We start from the raw sequence: 17,513 nt of genomic DNA, 5'->3' as shown, positions 1-17,513 counted from the left end.
CAATGGTCAGAAGTCTCGCCATATTGTGAATGAACATTCATTCACATGGAGGACATCGTGCGCGCGGATGCGGAACATCGGGCCAGGATCGAGACGGCGGCGATCGGCCTGTTCGCCGAAAAGGGCGTGGTCGGCGCCTCGGTGGCGGAAATCGCCTCGGCAGCCGGCGTGTCCCAGGGCTATCTGTACCGGCACTGGAAGGACAAGGACGAGATGGCCTTCGACCTGTTCTCCCGCCTCTACCTGGCTCTGCGGGACCGTTTCCAGGCTGCTGCGGCGGCGGAGCCGACGACGCGCGGCCGCATCGCCGCCATGATCCGGGAGGGATGCCGCGTCCACGACGAGGATCCTGCCGGGTTCCGCTTCCTCCTCACCACGCAGCACCAGCATCTGGGGCGCCTGCCGGCCGGCACCCGGACGATGGTCGACGTGGTGCGGGCCGTCATCGCCGAAGGCATCGCCAAAGGCGACATCGGGCTTCATGACGAGGCCGCCGCGACCGCGGTGGTTTTCGGCATCTTCCTTCAGGCGGCCACCTTCGACCTCTATGGGAACCTTGGCCGGGAGTTGGGGGAGACCGCCGACATTCTGGCCGAGGCGTGCTGGCGCGCGGTGGCCGGCCGGGAAGCGGCGTGATGGGTCTGCGGTCCCCTCTTCTCGTCCTTCTCGCCCTGCTCTCCTGGGCGCCGCAAGCCGCGGCAGAGAACACCCCGCCGAAACCGGCCGACCCATTTGCCGCCTTACAGCGCGCGATGCCCGACTTGATGTCGACCCTGTTGCGCGACCGCATGGTTTGGGGCGACCTCGCGGTCCGGCACGGATGGCGCATTCAGCAGGAGGGGCTGACCGGCGGTTGCCGCATTCTCGACACCACCGACAAGCCCCTCGTCCAAGGCGACTGTGACGCGGCACTCAGTGCCTTTACGACAATGGCGCCGGCACCTGACCAGGCGGACCGCTCTCCGCTCGTAGTTCTCGTCCACGGCTACAATGGGGCGAGACACGACCTGTTGCCCCTGGCGCGCCACCTTTCCCGGGCGGGAATGAGGACGGAAACCGTCGCCCTGCCGACCTTCCTGGCCGGCGTGGACCAGCAGGCGCGGCGACTGAACGCGGTCATCGCCACCATGGGCGGGTCCGGCGCGATACTGTTCATCGCTCACAGCATGGGCGGCCTGGTCGTTCGCCGGGCGCTGGCCGATCGCCCGGAATGGATGGCCCGCGGTGCCCTCGGGGCGGTCTTCATCGGAACGCCGTTTGGCGGATCGGTCCTGGCCCGCATCGCCGCCGACCTCGGCGTGGCGCCCTTGGGTGGTCCCGCCGTGCGCGACCTGCTGCCCCTGGCGGCGGAGGTGCCGCCATCCCCGCCCGCCCGCTGGTGCGTGATCGCCGGCGGTAACGGCGGCGAAGGATGGAATCCGCTGATTCCCGGCGATGACGACGGGATGATCGCGGTCGACGAAACGCGGCTCGCCGCTGGCGAGGACCGCGTTCTGATCCGCGCCATGCACGTGGGAATTCTCCGTCATCCCACGACGCTGGCGGCGGTGGAGAGGTTCGCCCGCGGCGGCTTGTGCGCGGGCGCGAAGGACTCCTGACGACAAGGAAAGGGCTCGCCATGCGGACGCCGATCTGGACGTTTTTCACCCTTCGCCGTTTCGCGCCCCTGTTTGCGACGCAGTTCCTGGGCGCCCTCAACGATCACCTGCTCAAGAATGCCATTGCCGTCCTGATCGTGTTCCGGCTGGCAGGACCGGCCGGCCTCGACGGCAACCTGCTGGTCGCGCTTGGCGCCGCCGTCTTCGTTCTTCCCTTCTTCCTGTTCTCGACCATCGCCGGCCAGCTTGCCGATCGCTTCGCCAAGTCGCGGATCGTGCAGGTTCTCAAGGGCGTGGAGGTCGCCCTGATGGCCTTGGCCGCCATCAGCCTGTTTTGGGGGGATGTGTGGTTCCTGCTGGCTGTGCTGTTCCTGATGGGGACGCAATCGGCCCTGTTCTCGCCGGCCAAGTACGCCCTGCTGCCGGAGATCCTGCGCGAGGACGAACTGGTCGCCGGCAACGGCGTGTTCGAGGCAGGCGTCTATCTCGCCATCCTTGCCGGGACCATCGCCGGAGCGCAGCTTATCCTGGCCCCCCACGGGACTGTCGCGACAAGCGTGGCATTGATCGTCGTCGCAGCGTTGGGTTTCGCCGCATCGCTGTGGATTCTCCCCAGCCGGGCGGTCGCGCCTGAGGTCCGGGTGTCGTGGAACGTGCCGGCCGAGATGGCCAGCATCATCCGCCATGCACGGCGGAACCGCCCGGTCTTCCTTTCCATTCTCGGCACCGCCTGGTTCTGGACGGTGGGCGTCGTCTACCTCACCGAATTTCCCGCCTGGACGCGCAACGTGCTGGGCGCCAACGAGGATGTCGTGACGCTTTTCCTGGGCCTGTTCTCGGTGGGCATCGGCCTGGGATCGTTGGCCTGCGACAAGTTGCTGAAAGGCGAAGTCGAGGCGACCTGGGTGCCGGTCGGAGCCATCGGCATCGCCCTCTTCTCGGCCGACCTCTTCTTCGCCTCGGAGGCGGCCAGGGTCGCCGACGCGGCAATGCTTCCTGAATCCCAATTGATGGGCGTGGCCGCCTTCCTGGCGCGCCCGGAAAGCTGGCGCATCGTCGCCGACCTCGCCCTCGTCGCCTTCTCGGGTGGGCTTTACGCCGTGCCGCTCTACGCCATCATGCAGAACCGCACCGAACAATCCCACCGCTCGCGCACGCTGGCCGCCAACAACATCATCAGCTCCTTCTTCACGGTCATCGGCGCCGCCGCCGTGGCAGGCCTGGTGACGGCCGGCCTCGAGGTCATGGACATCTTCCTGATCTTCGCGGTGCTGGCGGTCTTCGTCGCGCTCAAGGTCTGCGCCCTGCTCCCGGTCTCGCTGATCAAGGCGATCCTGTCGCGGCTGTTCGTGCTGCTGTGGCGGGCCGAAGTCGAGGGACTGGAGCATCTGAAGGCGGCGGGAGACAAAGCCATTCTGGTGGTCAACCATGTCTCGTTTCTTGACGGCATCCTGCTGGCGGTTCTGCTGCCGGGACGCTTCGTCTATGCCGTCAACGTCCATTGGGCGGCCAAATGGTGGGTCGGTTGGGCCCTTGCACTTGGTGATGTGTTCGCGGTCGACCCGATGAAGCCAATGGGCCTCAAGGGGCTGGTCGCCAAAGTGCGCGAGGGGCAGCGCTGCGTGATCTTCCCGGAGGGCCGGGTGACGGTGACGGGATCGCTGATGAAGGTTTACGAGGGACCGGGCATGCTGGCCGAAAAGGCGGATGCGCCGATCGTTCCGGTTCGCATCGAAGGCGCCCAGCATACCCTCTTCTCGCGCCTCGGCGGCAAGGTGCGCCGCAAGTGGTTCCCGAAGATCAGGATCGTTGTCCATCCGCCGGTGCGCTTCAAGGTCGACCCGGCGCTCAAGGGCCGGGCACGGCGCGCCGCGGCGGCCGATCATCTATACGCCATCATGACCGAGGCCGCCTTCCGCACCTACGACGCCGACGTGCTCCTGTTCGACGCCCTGCTCGATGCCCGCGCCCTTTACGGCGGCGGCTTCGAGGTGATCGAGGACATCGAGCGCAGGCCGATGAGCTATGATCGCATCGTCACCGCCAGTCTGGCCTTCGCCGCCTGGCTCAAGCGGCGCACGAAGCCCGGCGAGGCGGTCGGCATCATGCTGCCAACGTCGGGCGCGGCGGCCATCGTGTTCTTTGCCTGCCAGGCCGCCGGCCGGATCGCCGCCATGCTCAATTTCTCGGCCGGCCCGGCGGCGCTCGAGTCGGCCGCCCAAACGGCCGGGTTGAAGACGGTGTTGACCTCGCGCCGCTTCATCGAGAGGGGCCGCCTGCAGGGGGCCGTCGATACCCTGGCCAGGCACACCGACATCGTCTTCCTGGAGGACGTGCGTGCACGCATGGGAATCCCCACCAAGCTGACCGGACTCCTCGGCTCGTGGCGTCGCAAGATCGTGCGTCGCCGCCCGCCCGCCGAGGCGGCCGCGCGGCCGGCGGTGATCCTGTTCACCTCGGGCTCGGAGGGCAAGCCGAAGGCGGTCCTGCTGAGCCACCGCAACCTCATGACAAACCGCTGGCAGCTGACGGCCAGCATCGCCTTCAACTCGTCCGACAGACTGCTCAACGCCCTTCCCGTGTTTCACGCCTTCGGGTTGACCGGCGGCCTGCTTTTGCCCGTGCTGTCTGGAGTGCCGTCCTTTCAGTATCCTTCGCCGCTCCACTACCGGATCGTGCCGGAGCTGGCCTACGACTTCGATGCTACCATCCTGTTCGCCACCGACACCTTCCTGGCCGGCTGGGCGAGGATGGCCCACCCCTATGACTTCCACGCCGTCCGTCAACTTTTCTCGGGGGCCGAGAAGCTGCGCGAGGAAACGCGCAAGGTATGGATGGAAAAGTTCGGCATCCGCGTCCTGGAGGGTTATGGCGTGACCGAAACCTCGCCGGCCATCGCCGCCGCCACCCCGATGCATTACCGCGTCGGATCGGTGGGGCGGTTCCTGCCGGGCATCGAATGGCGCCTGGTGCCGGTGCCCGGGCTGGAGCGGGGCGGCCGCCTGGAGGTGCGCGGCGGCAATGTGATGCTGGGCTACATCGACGCCGACGCGCCGGGTGGCCTGCGTACGCCGCCGGACGGCTGGTACGATACCGGCGACATCGTCGATGTCGACACCGAGGGCTTCGTTCGCATCGTCGGCCGCCTGAAGCGGTTCGCCAAGATCGGTGGCGAGATGGCGTCGCTGGCAGTGGCCGAGGAGATCGCGAGGGCGGCATGGCCGGAGGCCAATCACGCCGCCGTCGCCCTGCCCGATCCGCGCAAGGGCGAAAGAATCGTGCTGGCGACGACGCAGGCCGATGCCCGCGCCGACGACCTTGCCGCCGCGGCACATACTCGCGGCGTCCCGGAAATTGCCGTCCCCCGTCAGGTTTACGTGATTCCGGAAATCCCGTTGCTCGGTTCCGGCAAACCCAACTACCCGAAAATCACCGAGATGGTGGCGGGGATGGATAGCGGCATCGGCGCGCAAGAGGCGGAAGAGGGAAAAGAAACTGAACCCCAACCCAACGAATAGGACAGCTCACTTCCGCCCTCTTGGACGCAACAGTCCGGCCACGACGCCCAGGACCAACGCGGTCACGACGGCGGAGAGAACGTTTTCGTTGACCGCCGACAGCGTCTCCTGGCGTGCCCGGTCTGCCACGCGTTCAACCCGCGCGGCGACGTCGGGGGAACGTGCCGGCGAGCGGGCCCGCTGACGCCCCACGGCGACGACGATGAGGCCGACCAGTGCCAGCCCGCCGGCGATGGTGAGCGCCGCCAAATAATTCGGCATCCGGGTCGACAGCCACATGTGTGCGGCCGCCAGGGCGAATCCAGCGGCGCAAACAAGTACGATGGCGCCACCCACGATGACCATCGTTCCAACAATGCGGCGTTGGAGGCCGGCCTTCGCCCGCTCGACGGTGCCGCCGAGCAAGCCCAACCACATCATCACGTTCATGGCCATCCGTCCGGCGCGCCGTCAGCGCCGCAAAAGCTGCGCCAGCAGCAGGCCGGCCCCGAAAGCGGCGATCAGGCTCTGGAATGGCCTTTCGCGCACCGTCTTCTCGACCACCTCGGCCGATTCCTTGGTTTTCGCGCCGATCTCGTCGGCGACGGTGCGGGCGGTGTCGCGCAACGCCTCCGCCGTTTGGCCCGCCCGCGACTTCATGTCGTTGGTCCAGGACTGGCTAAGGTCGGCCATGTCCTTGGTCAGCTTCTCGACGGAGGCTCGGAGTTCTTCCATGTCCTTCCGTAGGGTCTCGCTCTCGCTTGCCATGTCTCCATCCTTTTTTCCGGGGCGCGGCGCATTTCCCATGTCTACATCCCTCTTTTCCGGGGCGCGGCGTGGCCGCCGCATCCATCGCCGGAATGACTAACGCGCGACGCGGGCATTCGGTTCCGCGCCTTTCGGTTACGGGCATCCCGGCACGCGTTAAGCGGGAACTTCCCATCCCCTTCCAAGGTTGTGAAATGAGGGCGCCGGCGGCCGGATCGCCTCCCGTGGGAATAGAACCCAGGGTCACCGTGGTCTGCTTACCGGTCCCGCCGGCCGCGGGCGTGGATTCGGCCGGCATCGTTAACCGCTGCAAGGAGGGCTATGCATGATGACGTTTCCGAAAAAGCTCGCGGCGACCACCCTGGCTGCGGGGGCGATCTTCCTCTCCGCCTGCCAGGCGACGCCCACCCAGGAAAGCACGGGGCAATACATCGACAGCACCGTGATCAGCACCAAGGTGCGGGCCAAGATCGCCGACGACCCGATGGTCAAGATCACCGACATCGACGTCAACGCCTTCAAGGATACCGTGCAACTCAGCGGCTTCGTGAACACCGCCGAGGAGAAGGCCCGGGCGGGCCAAATTGCGGCCAGCGTCGAGGGAGTCCGCCGGGTCGAAAACAACATTACCGTGAAATAGCGAAAGCCGCCCCTCCAGAACGCCATTGATCACAGGAAGGCGCCGGGACCAAAGCGGGTTCCGGCGCCTTCCCGGTTGGTCATTTCCGTTCGTAGCGCAAGCCTAACCTGACATACACTTGATAGTGTTCCACCTGTCCGTCGACGATGTGGCCACGCACCTGGCCGACCTCGAACCATTCGAGGTTCCGAAGCGTTTGCGTCGCCGTCGTGACGGCGTTGTCGATGGCGTCTTCAATCGAGTCCGACGACGAGCCGACCACCTCGGTGATTGCATAGACGTTGTCGCTCATTGCGGGTCTCCTCGGGATTCCCCGGCTTGGTCATGCTGGTGTTCGGCCGGCATCAAACCGGCGGCCGCCGTCCCCGATACCCGAAGATGAGCGAGAGAACGAACAGAACGATGAACACGAAGAACAGGATCTGCGCGATGTCGGTCGCCGCGGCCGAAATCCCGCCGAAGCCGAACACGCCGGCGACGATCGCGACGATGAAGAAAACCACTGCCCAGTACAACATTGGCTCGATCCTTCCATTCCATACCCAAGGGACGGAACGCCATCCCGCGACGATGAACGGCCCAGCGGCGTATTGGTTCCCAAAAGGAGATATTCGGGCGGCATGGGCGCTGGCTCCGCGCGGCACTGGTTCGCGGAATGAGATCAGGAAAGGCCCGGCCCCTCGGTCCAGATTCCTTCGTCGAAATCACCGCACGTAAAACCCATGCGGGCCAGCCCCTCTTCCAGGGAATACGGGAAAAGCGGGTATCGTGGGGAGACGCTGAAATCCCGCCCGTCTCGCGACGGAACCAACAGCTTCTCCCGCCGGTTCCCGCTTCGGAAGAGTGACAGTGAAGGAGACGTCGATGGACCTCAGCAAGTGCCGGGATGCCTGTGGCGAAGCCAACACCCTTTGCGTACAGGCGGCCACCCATTACCTGGTCAAAGGGGACGAGAAGCTGCGCGACGTCGTCCGTCTGCTGTGGGATTGCAGCGATATCTGCGAAGCCGCTGTTCGCTTTCTGAATCGCGGATCGCCCAATCACCGCGAAATATGCCGGGCGTGCGCCATCATTTGCTCCCGGTGCGCCGACGCCTGCGGGAAGATCGCCGACCCGGTGATGGCGCGATGTGCCGAAAGCTGCCGCATCTGCGCCGGCCTGTGTCTGGAACTGACTGGCCACTGACGTCTGGTGCTCAACCGCCGGGCGCTCTTTTCCTCCGCCACCCTAGAGGTTCGGTTCGCCGGACATCCGGGTGATTTCCCGGACGATATCCGCCGTCGAAATGCCGAGGTTCTCGATCAGCGCGCGTGGATCGCCGGATTGCGGTTGCCGGATGATGGCCAGCCGGCGTACCGGTACCGCGTAACCGGTTTGGGCAAGTTCGGCGGCCACGGCGTCGCCCAGACCGCCATCGATCCAGTGATCCTCGACCACCACGATGCCCCGGGTCTCCGCCGCCGCCTTCGCCAACGTGACGCCATCGAGCGGCTTCACCGAGTAGGCGTCGATCACCCGCGTGGCAATGCCCCGCTCCTTCAACTGGTCGTGCGCGGCCAGCGCCTCGAAGACGGTGATGCCGGCGGCGACGATGGTGAAGGCATCCCCGTACGAGGTCCGCAAGGTCTTGCTGCCGCCGACCGGAAATTCGGCATCGTTCGGATAGAGCACCGGCGTTTTCGGACGACTGGTCCTCAGATAGACAATGCCCGGCGTCAGGACGGCCTGTTCGGTCAGCCGCTCCGCCCCCACCGCGTCGGCCGGGTAGAGCACCGTGCTGTGGCCCAGCGCCCGAAACAGGCTCAGATCCTCCAGCCCCATCTGCGACGGCCCATCCTCGCCAATGGAGACGCCGACATGGCTGCCGCAAAAAACGAGATGCGGCAGTTGCGAGTGGCTGGCCATGCGGATGAAGTCCGCTGCCCGGGTCAGGAAGGCGGCGAAGGAGGCGACGACCGGGCGCTTGCCGCATGCGGCCAATCCCATGGCGACTCCGGCCATGTTCTGCTCGGCGATGTAGGCCTGGACGAACCGCTCGGCATGATCCTTCGCGAAGACCAGCGTGCCCGTCGAATTGCCGACGTCGCCGTCGATGACGACAAGGTCGGGCATGACGGTCCCCAGCTTGGCCAGCGCGGTGCCGAACGCGGCGCGGGTGGCGACGGCGGCATCCGGTTCATAGGATATCTCGATAGGCGGAGGATTGGATGACGCCGGCACCCGCCCGCCGCCCACCCGGTGGGACATGACCACAACGCGGGTGACGGGGTCACCCAATTCCTCGAGCGCCTTTTCCCGCTGCCCGGCATCGAGAGGCTTGCCGTGCATGTCCAGGGCGTCCTCCAGGAAGGACACGCCCTTTCCCTTCACGGTCCTCGCCAGGATGGCCGCCGGCCTTTCGCTGCGCGCCCTGAACAGGGCGTCGCGGATGGCGTGCATGTCGTGGCCGTCAATCTCGATGGCGCTCCACCCGAAGGCCTCGAACCGACGGGCGAAGACGCCGGTGTCGCGGCCGTAGGCGGTGCTTCCCGTCTGCCCCAGCCCATTGACGTCGACAATCGCCACCACGCTCGACAGGCCGTTCGCCGAGGCGAATTGCGCCGCTTCCCAGACCGCGCCCTCGGCGCATTCGCCGTCCCCTAACAGGCAAAAGACGTCGGCATCGATCCTGTCCATCCGGTTGGCCAGCGCGATACCGTTGGCGACGGGCAGCCCCTGCCCGAGCGAGCCGGTGGAGACCTTCACCCACGGGCTGCTGGGCGTCGGGTGTCCCTCCAGGGTGCTGCCGAAACGCCGCAGCGAAGACAGCGGCTCCATCGCCACCCCCGCCTCCGACAGCACGGCCCACAGGATCGGCGCCGCGTGCCCCTTCGAGAGAACGAAGGTATCGGTATCAACGGCATCCGGAGCGGAGGGGTCCCAGCGCATCTCGGAAAAGAACAAGGCTGCCACCAGGTCGGCGCACGACAGGCACGACGTCGGATGGCCGGAGCCGGCCTCCGTCGTCATGTCGATGACCTTGCGCCGCAGCCGCGTCGCCACCGCCTCCAGGTTCGAGACATCTGCCTCGCGCGGTACAACTCGTTGTGTCCGGGCCATCTTCGTACCCTCTCCTTCCAGTGCGGCCATGTCGGCCCGCCTCAACAACGCCGCTCCTGCCGGATGGTTCCAGACCGCCCGAACCCTGGAATCAAGGAACCAACCCACCGGAGGAGCGTTAGAGCGCTTCGAGATGCGGCGGCAGGACTCGCCGCGAACCACGCGGAGATGGAGGGCTTGGATGCTGAGGGTTGTTTCGGGACTCGTCCTGGCGGCGATCGGGCTGGCGCTCGGCGTAGGGGGCACCTGGCTCGTCGCCGAGGGCGGCAGTTGGTATTACCTTGCCGTCGCCGTGGGATTTCTGCTGACCGCCTGGTTTCTGATTGTGCGCCATCGCCTTGCGCTCCCGTTGTACGCGGCGATCGTGCTGGGCACCCTGGCCTGGGCCGTCTGGGAAGTCGGCCTCGACTGGTGGCAACTGGCGCCGCGTGGCGCGGTCATTGTCCTCGTCGGTCTTTGGCTGCTGATCCCCGGCGTGGCGGACCGGCCGTCACCGGCCGCCCCTATGGAACAGCCGGCCGCGCCGGCGTGGCGGTCGACCGGTCTTTCCCTCACGGTCTCGCTGGCCCTGGCGGTCGCGGTGGCCGCTGCGGCTCAATTCAGCAATCCACATGATCGGCCCGGCAGACTGGCGACCACCCCTGTCGCCGTCGCCGCCGATCATGGTGGCATGCCCGCCGGCGATTGGCGCGCCTATGGGCGGACCGGCTATGGAGACCGTTATTCTCCCCTCGACCAGATCACGCCAGCAAATGTCGACCGATTGAGAGTGGCGTGGACCTATCATACAGGGGACACACAAAAGCCCGGCGATCCGGTCGAAACCACCTACGAAATGACGCCGCTCAAGGTCGGCGACACCCTCTACCTATGCACGCCGCACAACTACGCCATCGCGCTCGATGCGGAAACCGGCAAGGAACGGTGGCGCTTCGATCCCAAGGTAGGACAGATCGTTGGCCTGCAGCACCGTACCTGCCGCGGTGTCTCCTATTACGAGGCGACGGGCGCCGCCTCGACATTCGGCTGCCCGCGACGCGTTTTCCTGCCCACCGCGGATGCCCGCCTGATCGCCCTTAATGCCGAGACAGGCGAGGTTTGTCCCGGATTCGGCGGTGCCGACGGCACGGTGAACTTGTGGGAAAACATGCCCCACCTTCAAAAAGGGTTCTATTACTCGACCTCGCCGCCGGTGGTGACAGCCGGACTTATCATCATCGGCGGCGCCGTCAACGACAACGTGTCAACGACAGAACCCTCGGGCGTCGTGCGTGCCTACGACATCAACACCGGCGAGCTGGTGTGGAACTGGGATTCGGGAAATCCGTCGCGGACGGAACCGCTTTCGCCCGGCAAAACCTATACCGAAAACTCGCCGAACATGTGGTCGATCGCCAGCGTCGACGAAAATCTTGGCCTGGTTTATCTGCCGATGGGCAACCAGCCGCCGGATCAATGGGGTGGCAAGCGCAACCCCGAAACTGAACGATTCTCTTCGGCCGTCGTCGCGCTCGACGTCCGTACCGGCAAGGTCCGCTGGATCTTCCAGACCGTACACCACGACCTGTGGGATATGGACGTTCCGTCGCAGCCGAGCCTTCTCGACCTCCAGACGCAGTCAGGCCTCGTTCCCGCGCTGGTCGCGCCGACCAAGCAAGGCGACGTCTATGTCCTCGATCGGCGCAACGGCCAGCCGATCCTGCCGGTATCGGAGGAACCGGCGCCGCGCGGCGCGGCCAGGGGCGATCGGACGGCGCCTACGCAGCCGACGTCCGCTCTCACGTTTAAGCCCCCTCGCCCCCTCGAGGGTCGCGACATGTGGGGGGCCACCATGTTCGACCAGCTGATGTGCCGGGTCCGATTCCAATCGCTGCGTTACGAGGGCCGCTATACGCCGCCGTCGACCGAAGGCTCGATCATCTATCCTGGCAACTTCGGTGTCTTCAACTGGGGCGGCATCGCCATCGACCCCGTCCAGCAGATAATGTTCGCCACCCCCTCGTATCTCGCCTTCGTCAGCAAGCTGATCCCGCGCAAGAATGAGACCGCGAACTATGTCTCGAGCGGTGCTCCCGGCCTGAACGAAAACTATGGCGCGCCGTTCGCCGCCCTCCTGGAGCCGCTCGTTTCTCCGCTCGGCCTGCCCTGCCAGGCCCCGCCGTGGGGTTACGTCGCCGGCGCCGACTTGAGGACCGGCAAGGTCGTATGGCAACACAAGAACGGCACGGTGCGGGACCGGGCGCCGATCCCGCTACCATTCGAAATGGGCGTGCCCGACCTGGGAGGCCCCGTCGTCACCGCCGGCGGTGTCGCCTTCTTAAGCGGAACGCTCGATTACTACGTCCGGGCCTTTGATGTAGCGACCGGCGAAACGCTGTGGAAAGACCGGCTTCCCGCCGGCGGGCAAGCGACGCCGATGACATACCAGGCTCCAAATGGAAAGCAGTTCCTTGTAGTGGTGGCCGGTGGCCATGGCTCGCTCGGCACCAAGAAGGGCGATTCGATTATCGCCTACGCTCTGCCGTAACCGCGTTCTACCGAGGACGCGGGACCTGTCGGCCGGAGACAAGCCGAGCGATGACCTTTACTCATGTTAATGCGGCCCGAAAGAAAGCCCGGTAGCCTGCGTTTTCCCTGGTCAAATGGGGGGAACGGCCGCTCCGCCGACAACGGGGCGCCGGATAAATGGTCAGTGGCACGATCCGAGGAAGAGACGCGTGAAGGGACACGGGGCATCAACCTTAGGAAAGGCTACACACCATGGGTCAACGGCTGTCACCGCTCCACCAGGAAATCGTTTCGCTACTGCCGTGGCTGCGGGCTGTCGCACGATCTCTCACGCACAATCCCACTGAAGCTGACGACCTCGTTCAAGAGACCATGATGAAGGCGATTGCCAGCATCGAGCAGTTCTCCCCAGGGACGAACCTGCGCGCCTGGTTGTGCACTATTCAGAGGAATACCTTTTACACCAAGTACCACAAGAACGCCCGCGAGCCTTTGCTGATGGTCGAGGAATTGCCGGGTGTTCATTCGAAGGCCTCACAGGAATGGTCGCTGAAACTGAAGGCGGTCGACGACGCGTTGCACAAACTGCCGGCCAATCAGAGGGAGGCGGTGATGTTGGTTGGCGGCGCCGGAGTCAGCTACGAGGAAGCGGCTGAAATCTGCAACTGCGCCATCGGCACCATCAAGAGCCGCGTCAGCCGCGGCCGATCCACCCTGCTGCACCTCCTGGATTCGGACGACGAGAACGACTTCCTGAACGACACCGGCAGTCGCGTCGACCGCGCCTTGTCGCGCGGCCTCCCCACTCGGGACCGAACGGGACGGCGGCAAACGGCCTCGGGCGCGATCACGAAGCCGCTGGAGCGTTCCCCCCTGGACTAACCTTCCGCTTGGCCCGCTCGCGGGACCCGCCCGGGAACCATGCCCGCCAATCGCCTCCGGTCGAACGGGGTGGACGGGTTCCTGCGCCGGGTCGAGGTCGGGAATAACATCACTTCTTGGTGACTTTGCGGGGTTTTCCTTTCCGCTTGGTCGAGGCCATCTTCTTCAGTTCCTCTTTGCTCATCGACTTGTACATCGACTTCGCCGCGCCGCCGAGTTCGCTGGGCTTCTGATCACCACGCTTGGCGGAAAGCGCGGCACCGGCGGCTTTCTGCTGGGCTTTCGACTTTGCAGGCATGACGGATCTCCCCTTTCCGATCAAATTCTCATAACCGGCCAGCGGTGTGGTCGTTCCATCACAGGTTCCCGCCGACATCGTGCGCGGCGGGAACCATTTCGCAGGCCCCGGATTAGGGCATCTGTGGGCACCCGAGCTCCCGCCGGTCCGGCAAGGGCTCGAAGAAGGGCGGCAGTCGGTTCGCGCTTTTCAGGCTGTAGCCCCGTGCGTGTCCGCTGCAGTCCACAGCCCGCAGCAACCGGCATGATGAGAAACACGAGAATGCTCATGCCTGGAGACAGGTCAGGACGATACGGCGGCCGTAACCGGATCGCCAGCGACGCCGAGTTGGCCGAGTTGCAGGGCGACCTGCGCGCGCTTTACGACATGTACCGAAGCGGCGAAGTTCCGGAACGCGTCTTGCGTCTGGTTCACCAGTTGGAGGATGCCTACTGGGACGCCCGGCTGGCAGAGAGCGGCGAAGAAAAAGCGGCCAAGAATGACATACCGACACCCCGCAGGACGTCGAACTGACAGCGTGTGGCCTTGAGGCTGGGGTAGGATTGGGCCCGGCCGGCGAGCCGGGGAGGCTAAGACCGCCGGCCGGGCGACGATTCGACTATGTGGCGGGGGCGTGAGGGCAGGCGTACCACAGCCGAATCATCTGGGGTCACAACGCGGCAGCCGGCGAAAGGTTCCCGGGGAACGACGCCGGCGGCGTTATTCCGTTTCGACGCCCAGCGCGCGCAGGCTGGCGGCCTTAAGGGTCTGGCGGACCTCGTCGTACGTCGCCCAGCCATCCGCCGACCGGGGATCGACTTCGCCGAGACGGAAATGGCTGGCCGCCTTGATCGACGCCAATGCCTGCCAGTCGACCGGCCAGGCCAACGGCGCACCCTCCCTGGCGCGCGGCGAGAAGGGGGAGATGGCCGTGGCGCCACGCTCATTGCGGAAATGGTCGATGAAGATGCGTCCCGTGCGCTTCGCCTTGCTCATGGTGGCGACGTAGTGGTCGGGATCGTCCGCGACGACACGCTCGGCCACCGCCCTTGCGAACGCCTTGATGGTCGGCCACCCGTGGCGGCGCGCCAGCGGAGACACGACATGGATTCCCTTGCCGCCGGTGAGCAGCGCGAAGCTCTGCAGACCCAGCGCGTCGAGCACGTCGCGCAGGTGCCGGGCGGCCTCTTTGACCTTCCCAAAATCGACGGCGGAATCGGGGTCGAGATCGAATACCAGCCGGTCGGGCCGTTCGATGGCATCTACCCGCGACCCCCAGATATGCAGTTCGAGCACGCCCACCTGGGCGGCGGCGACCAGTCCAGCGGCGTCCTCGACGTAGAGATAGTCATTCTTCCCGCCGTCCTTCTCGCGCACGGCCAGCGAACGGAACTGCTCGGGAAAGCCGGCGCCGCCATGACGCTGGAAGAAGCATTTCTTCGTCCGGCCCTGCGGGCAGCGCACCAGGCTGGCCAACCGACCGGCGACGTGCGGCAGCATGTTCGGAGCCACCGCCTCCAGGTACCTCGCCAGATCGCGTTTGGTAATCCCCTGCGGCCCGAACAGGACCTTCTCGGGATGAGTGAGGCGAATGCCGCAAATCTCGTCCGCGGCGGCGTCTTCCGCCATGGCTTTGGCCTCCTTTATCGGCTGCGGCATTTCCAGGCGTACGTTCGCCGCCGGCTTGTCCTCGCGCAGGCCGAGAAAGCGGCCCTGGCGGACCAGCCCGTCGCCGGTGAACTCGGCAAACGCGATCATGGCGACCAGTTCCGGCTTGACCCACCGGGCCCGCCTCGCAACGTCGGATGGAATGTCTCCCGCCACCGGCGGGGTCTTGCGGGACAGCCTATCCAACCGCCGGGCGAGCCGGTTAAGATCACCCTCCGAAAAGCCCGTGCCGACCCGGCCGGCATACCGTAATTTGCCCCTCTCGTGGGTGGCCAACAGCAGCGAGGAAAACGGCCGGCCCCGCGTCGACGGCGAAGAGCCGACGATGACGAATTCCTGGTCGCGGCCGCATTTTATTTTCAGCCACGAGTGCCCGCGCCCTGAACGATAGGGTGCATCGGCGCGCTTGGCGATGATGCCCTCGTAGCCGGCTTGGCAGAGGGCCTCCAGCATCTTGACGCCACCGCCTTCGACGTGATCGGTGAAATAGACTGGCCCGGTTCGGCCCGCATCCTTGAGCAGGGCGCGAAGCCTGGTCTTCCGTGCCTTGAGCGGCAGGGCTCTCAGATTCTTGCCCCGCTCGGCGAGAAGATCGAAGATAAAATAGGACAGCGTCCCGCCGCCCCCTTTCAGCGTCCGCTGCAGGGTCGAGAAGTTGGAGCGGCCAGCGGCGTCGACAGCCACAACCTCGCCGTCCAGCAGCACTCCGTCCAGATCGAGCCGGGCAAGGACTTGCGCAAGCTGGGAAAACTTTGCGGTCCAGTCCAGTCCATTGCGTGTGAAGACCCGTACGTCGTTGCCGGAAACCGCTGCCAGCGCCCGATAGCCGTCGAACTTCACCTCGAACAGCCATCCCTTGCCGTCGGGAACGTCCTCGACCAAGGTGGCGAGAGCAGGCTCAACGAAGGCCGGGGCCGTCGAGCGCCGCCGTGCCTCCCTTTTCTTGGGTGTCAGGGGCACCTGGCCGCCTTTGCTCCACTCCGCCTTGGGGGCTCCGGTGACCTCGTCGATGGCGCGTCCGGAGGCCACGCTGGTGGCGTGCTCGGCGGTCACGTCCCGCTGGCGCCGGACTTCCTCGTCCACCTCCTTGACGAGCAGCCAGTTCTCGCGGGGGCCGGAGTCCTTTCCCCTGAAGCGGACCAACGCCCAGCGGCCGCGCAGACGTTCGCCATAGAGTTGAAAAACCAGCTTGCCCTTCTTCAGCCCGGCGTGCGGGTCCTCCAACGGCTCCCAGGTGCCGCGATCCCACAGCAGCACGGTGCCGGCGCCGTAATTGCCTTCGGGAATGCGCCCTTCGAAGGTGGCGTAGTCGACCGGATGGTCCTCGGTGCGCACGGCGAGGCGCTTGTCGGCGGGATCGAGGCTTGGCCCACGCGTCACCGCCCAGCTCTTAAGCACGCCGTCCAGTTCGAGGCGCAGGTCGTAGTGCAGACGTCGGGCGGCGTGTTTTTGGATGGTGTAGAGATGACCGGCAGCACGTGCCGCCCGCCCTTTGGGCTCGGGCGTCTCGCCGAAGCGGCGCTTGGCGTGGTAGGTGGCGAGCGGATCGCCCTTCGACGGGGCCCGGGCCATGTCAGCTCGCCTTCCTCTTCCTGGCGCTCCCCGAGGCCCCCTTCGCGGGCGCTCGTTCGGCGCTCCTCACCGAGCGCTTGAGGGCCTCGACCAGATCGATCACCTTGGCACCGCCCGAGGGCGCCCCCTCCTCGCCGACGGTCACGGGTTTTTTGCGCTTGGCATGGGCGTCGATGAGCTCGCGTACGGCCTGGGTGTACTGGTCCACGAAGCGCCGGGGGTCGAAGGAAGCGCTTTTGCGATCGATCAGTTCCTGGGCCAGGTTCAACAGCTCCTCGTCCGGCTCGACGTCGTCGACAGAGGCGAAGAAGGGCGCGGAGGTGCGCACTTCGTCGGCAAAACGCAGGGTTTCGAGAAGCATGCCGTTGCCGCAGGGCTTGAGGGCGGCGATGTACTCGCGCCCGCGCATGACGAACTGGCCGAGTCCCAAGCGGCTGGAGGAGCGCAGGGCGTCGCGCAGGACGCCGTAAGCCTCTTCGGCCATCTCGCCATCGGGAACCACGTAATACGGGCGGTCGAACCAGATCGGATCGATCTCGCCCTGCTTGACGAACTGGACAAGGTCGAGCGTCTTCTTGGTTTCCAGCTTCAGGGCCTCGATCTCGTCCGGGTCGATCAGGACGTAGCGGCCCTTCTCCAACTCGAAGCCCTTGACGATCTCGTCGGTATCGACCGGCCCGATTCCCTGCACGACTTTCTGATAATGGACGCGCTTGCCGGATGGCTTATGCACCTGATGGAAGCTGATGTGGGCGCCGGCCCGCGTCGCCGGGTAGATCTTGACCGGCACCGAAACCAGTGCCAGGCGCAGGTTGCCGCTCCACATCGGCCGCGTTCCCAGCGAGGGGGCGGCTCCGCCCTTGGAACGGGAACGCTTCGCCTTGGTACCTGACGCTTTTGTTCTGGATGCCATGACTCCTGCCGGCTGCCTGGATCTGCCTTCGCCGGAACAACTGCACTTGTCCGCTTTGGTTCCACAGACGGCGGGAACCATCCCGGCCCCT

16 protein-coding genes are annotated in these 17,513 nt (G+C 65.8%); 8 read left to right on the top strand and 8 right to left on the bottom strand.

Going from position 1 to position 17,513, the window contains the following annotated elements:
- The first annotated feature begins 57 nt into the window (after nucleotides 1-57).
- From ODR01_RS07825 to ODR01_RS07815, 3 genes are read left to right on the top strand one after another with little or no spacing between them, the layout of a single operon-like run.
- Nucleotides 58-636 carry a TetR/AcrR family transcriptional regulator gene (locus tag ODR01_RS07825; protein WP_316977076.1) on the top strand — a complete coding sequence of 193 codons (579 nt, stop codon included), beginning with the start codon at nucleotides 58-60 and terminating at the stop codon, nucleotides 634-636.
- Complete coding sequence (locus ODR01_RS07820; RefSeq protein WP_316977075.1) at nucleotides 636-1,598, top strand: esterase/lipase family protein; 963 nt, start codon at nucleotides 636-638, stop codon at nucleotides 1,596-1,598. The genes ODR01_RS07825 and ODR01_RS07820 overlap by 1 nt, the downstream gene beginning before the upstream one ends.
- A gap of 20 nt (nucleotides 1,599-1,618) precedes the next feature.
- A complete protein-coding gene (locus ODR01_RS07815; protein ID WP_316977074.1) occupies nucleotides 1,619-5,116 on the top strand; it encodes an acyl-[ACP]--phospholipid O-acyltransferase in 3,498 nt (1,165 codons plus the stop codon).
- Between the two features lie 6 nt (nucleotides 5,117-5,122).
- Here ODR01_RS07815 and ODR01_RS07810 read toward each other — a convergent pair whose 3' ends face one another.
- Both ODR01_RS07810 and ODR01_RS07805 read right to left on the bottom strand, forming a co-directional pair.
- A complete protein-coding gene (locus ODR01_RS07810; protein WP_316977073.1) occupies nucleotides 5,123-5,545 on the bottom strand; it encodes a phage holin family protein in 423 nt (140 codons plus the stop codon).
- A gap of 21 nt (nucleotides 5,546-5,566) precedes the next feature.
- The gene (locus ODR01_RS07805) at nucleotides 5,567-5,863 is read right to left on the bottom strand and encodes a hypothetical protein (RefSeq protein WP_316977072.1); all 297 of its coding nucleotides are present in this window, start codon (nucleotides 5,861-5,863) and stop codon (nucleotides 5,567-5,569) included.
- Nucleotides 5,864-6,188: 325 nt separating this feature from the next.
- Here ODR01_RS07805 and ODR01_RS07800 point away from each other — a divergent pair, with 325 nt between their 5' ends.
- Nucleotides 6,189-6,503 carry a BON domain-containing protein gene (locus ODR01_RS07800; RefSeq protein WP_316977071.1) on the top strand — a complete coding sequence of 105 codons (315 nt, stop codon included), beginning with the start codon at nucleotides 6,189-6,191 and terminating at the stop codon, nucleotides 6,501-6,503.
- A gap of 79 nt (nucleotides 6,504-6,582) precedes the next feature.
- Here the strand turns inward: ODR01_RS07800 and ODR01_RS07795 are convergent, their stop codons facing one another.
- Nucleotides 6,583-6,795, bottom strand: coding sequence for a dodecin (locus ODR01_RS07795; protein WP_316977070.1), 213 nt, complete (start codon nucleotides 6,793-6,795; stop codon nucleotides 6,583-6,585).
- 52 nt (nucleotides 6,796-6,847) lie between these two features.
- Nucleotides 6,848-7,021 (bottom strand): DUF1328 domain-containing protein, encoded by a 174-nt coding sequence (locus ODR01_RS07790; protein WP_316977069.1) that lies wholly within the window; start codon nucleotides 7,019-7,021, stop codon nucleotides 6,848-6,850.
- Between the two features lie 346 nt (nucleotides 7,022-7,367).
- On the opposite strand from ODR01_RS07790, the gene ODR01_RS07785 reads away from it, so the two are divergent.
- Nucleotides 7,368-7,688, top strand: coding sequence for a four-helix bundle copper-binding protein (locus tag ODR01_RS07785; protein WP_316977068.1), 321 nt, complete (start codon nucleotides 7,368-7,370; stop codon nucleotides 7,686-7,688).
- Nucleotides 7,689-7,730: 42 nt separating this feature from the next.
- On the opposite strand, the gene ODR01_RS07780 is transcribed toward ODR01_RS07785, so the two are convergent.
- Nucleotides 7,731-9,602: a transketolase gene (locus tag ODR01_RS07780; RefSeq protein ID WP_316977067.1), complete on the bottom strand. Its 1,872-nt coding sequence runs from the start codon at nucleotides 9,600-9,602 to the stop codon at nucleotides 7,731-7,733.
- 181 nt (nucleotides 9,603-9,783) lie between these two features.
- Between ODR01_RS07780 and ODR01_RS07775 the strand changes: the two genes are divergently transcribed.
- Both ODR01_RS07775 and ODR01_RS07770 read left to right on the top strand, forming a co-directional pair.
- Nucleotides 9,784-12,129: a glucose/quinate/shikimate family membrane-bound PQQ-dependent dehydrogenase gene (locus tag ODR01_RS07775; protein ID WP_316977066.1), complete on the top strand. Its 2,346-nt coding sequence runs from the start codon at nucleotides 9,784-9,786 to the stop codon at nucleotides 12,127-12,129.
- A gap of 233 nt (nucleotides 12,130-12,362) precedes the next feature.
- Complete coding sequence (locus ODR01_RS07770) at nucleotides 12,363-12,992, top strand: sigma-70 family RNA polymerase sigma factor (protein ID WP_316977065.1); 630 nt, start codon at nucleotides 12,363-12,365, stop codon at nucleotides 12,990-12,992.
- A 109-nt stretch (nucleotides 12,993-13,101) separates the two neighbouring features.
- On the opposite strand, the gene ODR01_RS07765 is transcribed toward ODR01_RS07770, so the two are convergent.
- Complete coding sequence (locus ODR01_RS07765) at nucleotides 13,102-13,290, bottom strand: DUF3008 family protein (protein WP_316977064.1); 189 nt, start codon at nucleotides 13,288-13,290, stop codon at nucleotides 13,102-13,104.
- A gap of 267 nt (nucleotides 13,291-13,557) precedes the next feature.
- Between ODR01_RS07765 and ODR01_RS07760 the strand changes: the two genes are divergently transcribed.
- Nucleotides 13,558-13,803 carry a hypothetical protein gene (locus tag ODR01_RS07760; protein ID WP_316977063.1) on the top strand — a complete coding sequence of 82 codons (246 nt, stop codon included), beginning with the start codon at nucleotides 13,558-13,560 and terminating at the stop codon, nucleotides 13,801-13,803.
- A gap of 186 nt (nucleotides 13,804-13,989) precedes the next feature.
- On the opposite strand, the gene ligD is transcribed toward ODR01_RS07760, so the two are convergent.
- Nucleotides 13,990-16,509: a DNA ligase D gene (ligD, locus tag ODR01_RS07755; RefSeq protein ID WP_316977062.1), complete on the bottom strand. Its 2,520-nt coding sequence runs from the start codon at nucleotides 16,507-16,509 to the stop codon at nucleotides 13,990-13,992.
- Nucleotide 16,510: 1 nt separating this feature from the next.
- Nucleotides 16,511-17,422 carry a non-homologous end joining protein Ku gene (gene ku, locus ODR01_RS07750; RefSeq protein ID WP_316977061.1) on the bottom strand — a complete coding sequence of 304 codons (912 nt, stop codon included), beginning with the start codon at nucleotides 17,420-17,422 and terminating at the stop codon, nucleotides 16,511-16,513.
- Nucleotides 17,423-17,513 lie beyond the last annotated feature (91 nt).

The organism is Shumkonia mesophila, from assembly GCF_026163695.1.
Taxonomy (GTDB): Bacteria; Pseudomonadota; Alphaproteobacteria; order Rhodospirillales; family Shumkoniaceae; genus Shumkonia; species Shumkonia mesophila.
The sequence above is the reverse complement of the archived record's forward strand: the minus strand, read 5'-3'. Positions and strand labels throughout refer to the sequence as shown.

Coding starts and splice junctions, on each gene's coding strand:
- ODR01_RS07820 (WP_316977075.1), top strand. CDS start 636: ATGGGTCTGCGGTCCCCTCTTCTCGTCCTTCTCGCCCTGCTCTCCTGG.
- ODR01_RS07815 (WP_316977074.1), top strand. CDS start 1,619: ATGCGGACGCCGATCTGGACGTTTTTCACCCTTCGCCGTTTCGCGCCC.
- ODR01_RS07810 (WP_316977073.1), bottom strand. CDS start 5,545: ATGAACGTGATGATGTGGTTGGGCTTGCTCGGCGGCACCGTCGAGCGG.
- ODR01_RS07805 (WP_316977072.1), bottom strand. CDS start 5,863: ATGGCAAGCGAGAGCGAGACCCTACGGAAGGACATGGAAGAACTCCGA.
- ODR01_RS07800 (WP_316977071.1), top strand. CDS start 6,189: ATGATGACGTTTCCGAAAAAGCTCGCGGCGACCACCCTGGCTGCGGGG.
- ODR01_RS07795 (WP_316977070.1), bottom strand. CDS start 6,795: ATGAGCGACAACGTCTATGCAATCACCGAGGTGGTCGGCTCGTCGTCG.
- ODR01_RS07790 (WP_316977069.1), bottom strand. CDS start 7,021: ATGTTGTACTGGGCAGTGGTTTTCTTCATCGTCGCGATCGTCGCCGGC.
- ODR01_RS07785 (WP_316977068.1), top strand. CDS start 7,368: ATGGACCTCAGCAAGTGCCGGGATGCCTGTGGCGAAGCCAACACCCTT.
- ODR01_RS07780 (WP_316977067.1), bottom strand. CDS start 9,602: ATGGCCCGGACACAACGAGTTGTACCGCGCGAGGCAGATGTCTCGAAC.
- ODR01_RS07775 (WP_316977066.1), top strand. CDS start 9,784: ATGCTGAGGGTTGTTTCGGGACTCGTCCTGGCGGCGATCGGGCTGGCG.
- ODR01_RS07770 (WP_316977065.1), top strand. CDS start 12,363: ATGGGTCAACGGCTGTCACCGCTCCACCAGGAAATCGTTTCGCTACTG.
- ODR01_RS07765 (WP_316977064.1), bottom strand. CDS start 13,290: ATGCCTGCAAAGTCGAAAGCCCAGCAGAAAGCCGCCGGTGCCGCGCTT.
- ODR01_RS07760 (WP_316977063.1), top strand. CDS start 13,558: ATGCCTGGAGACAGGTCAGGACGATACGGCGGCCGTAACCGGATCGCC.
- ligD (WP_316977062.1), bottom strand. CDS start 16,509: ATGGCCCGGGCCCCGTCGAAGGGCGATCCGCTCGCCACCTACCACGCC.
- ku (WP_316977061.1), bottom strand. CDS start 17,422: ATGGCATCCAGAACAAAAGCGTCAGGTACCAAGGCGAAGCGTTCCCGT.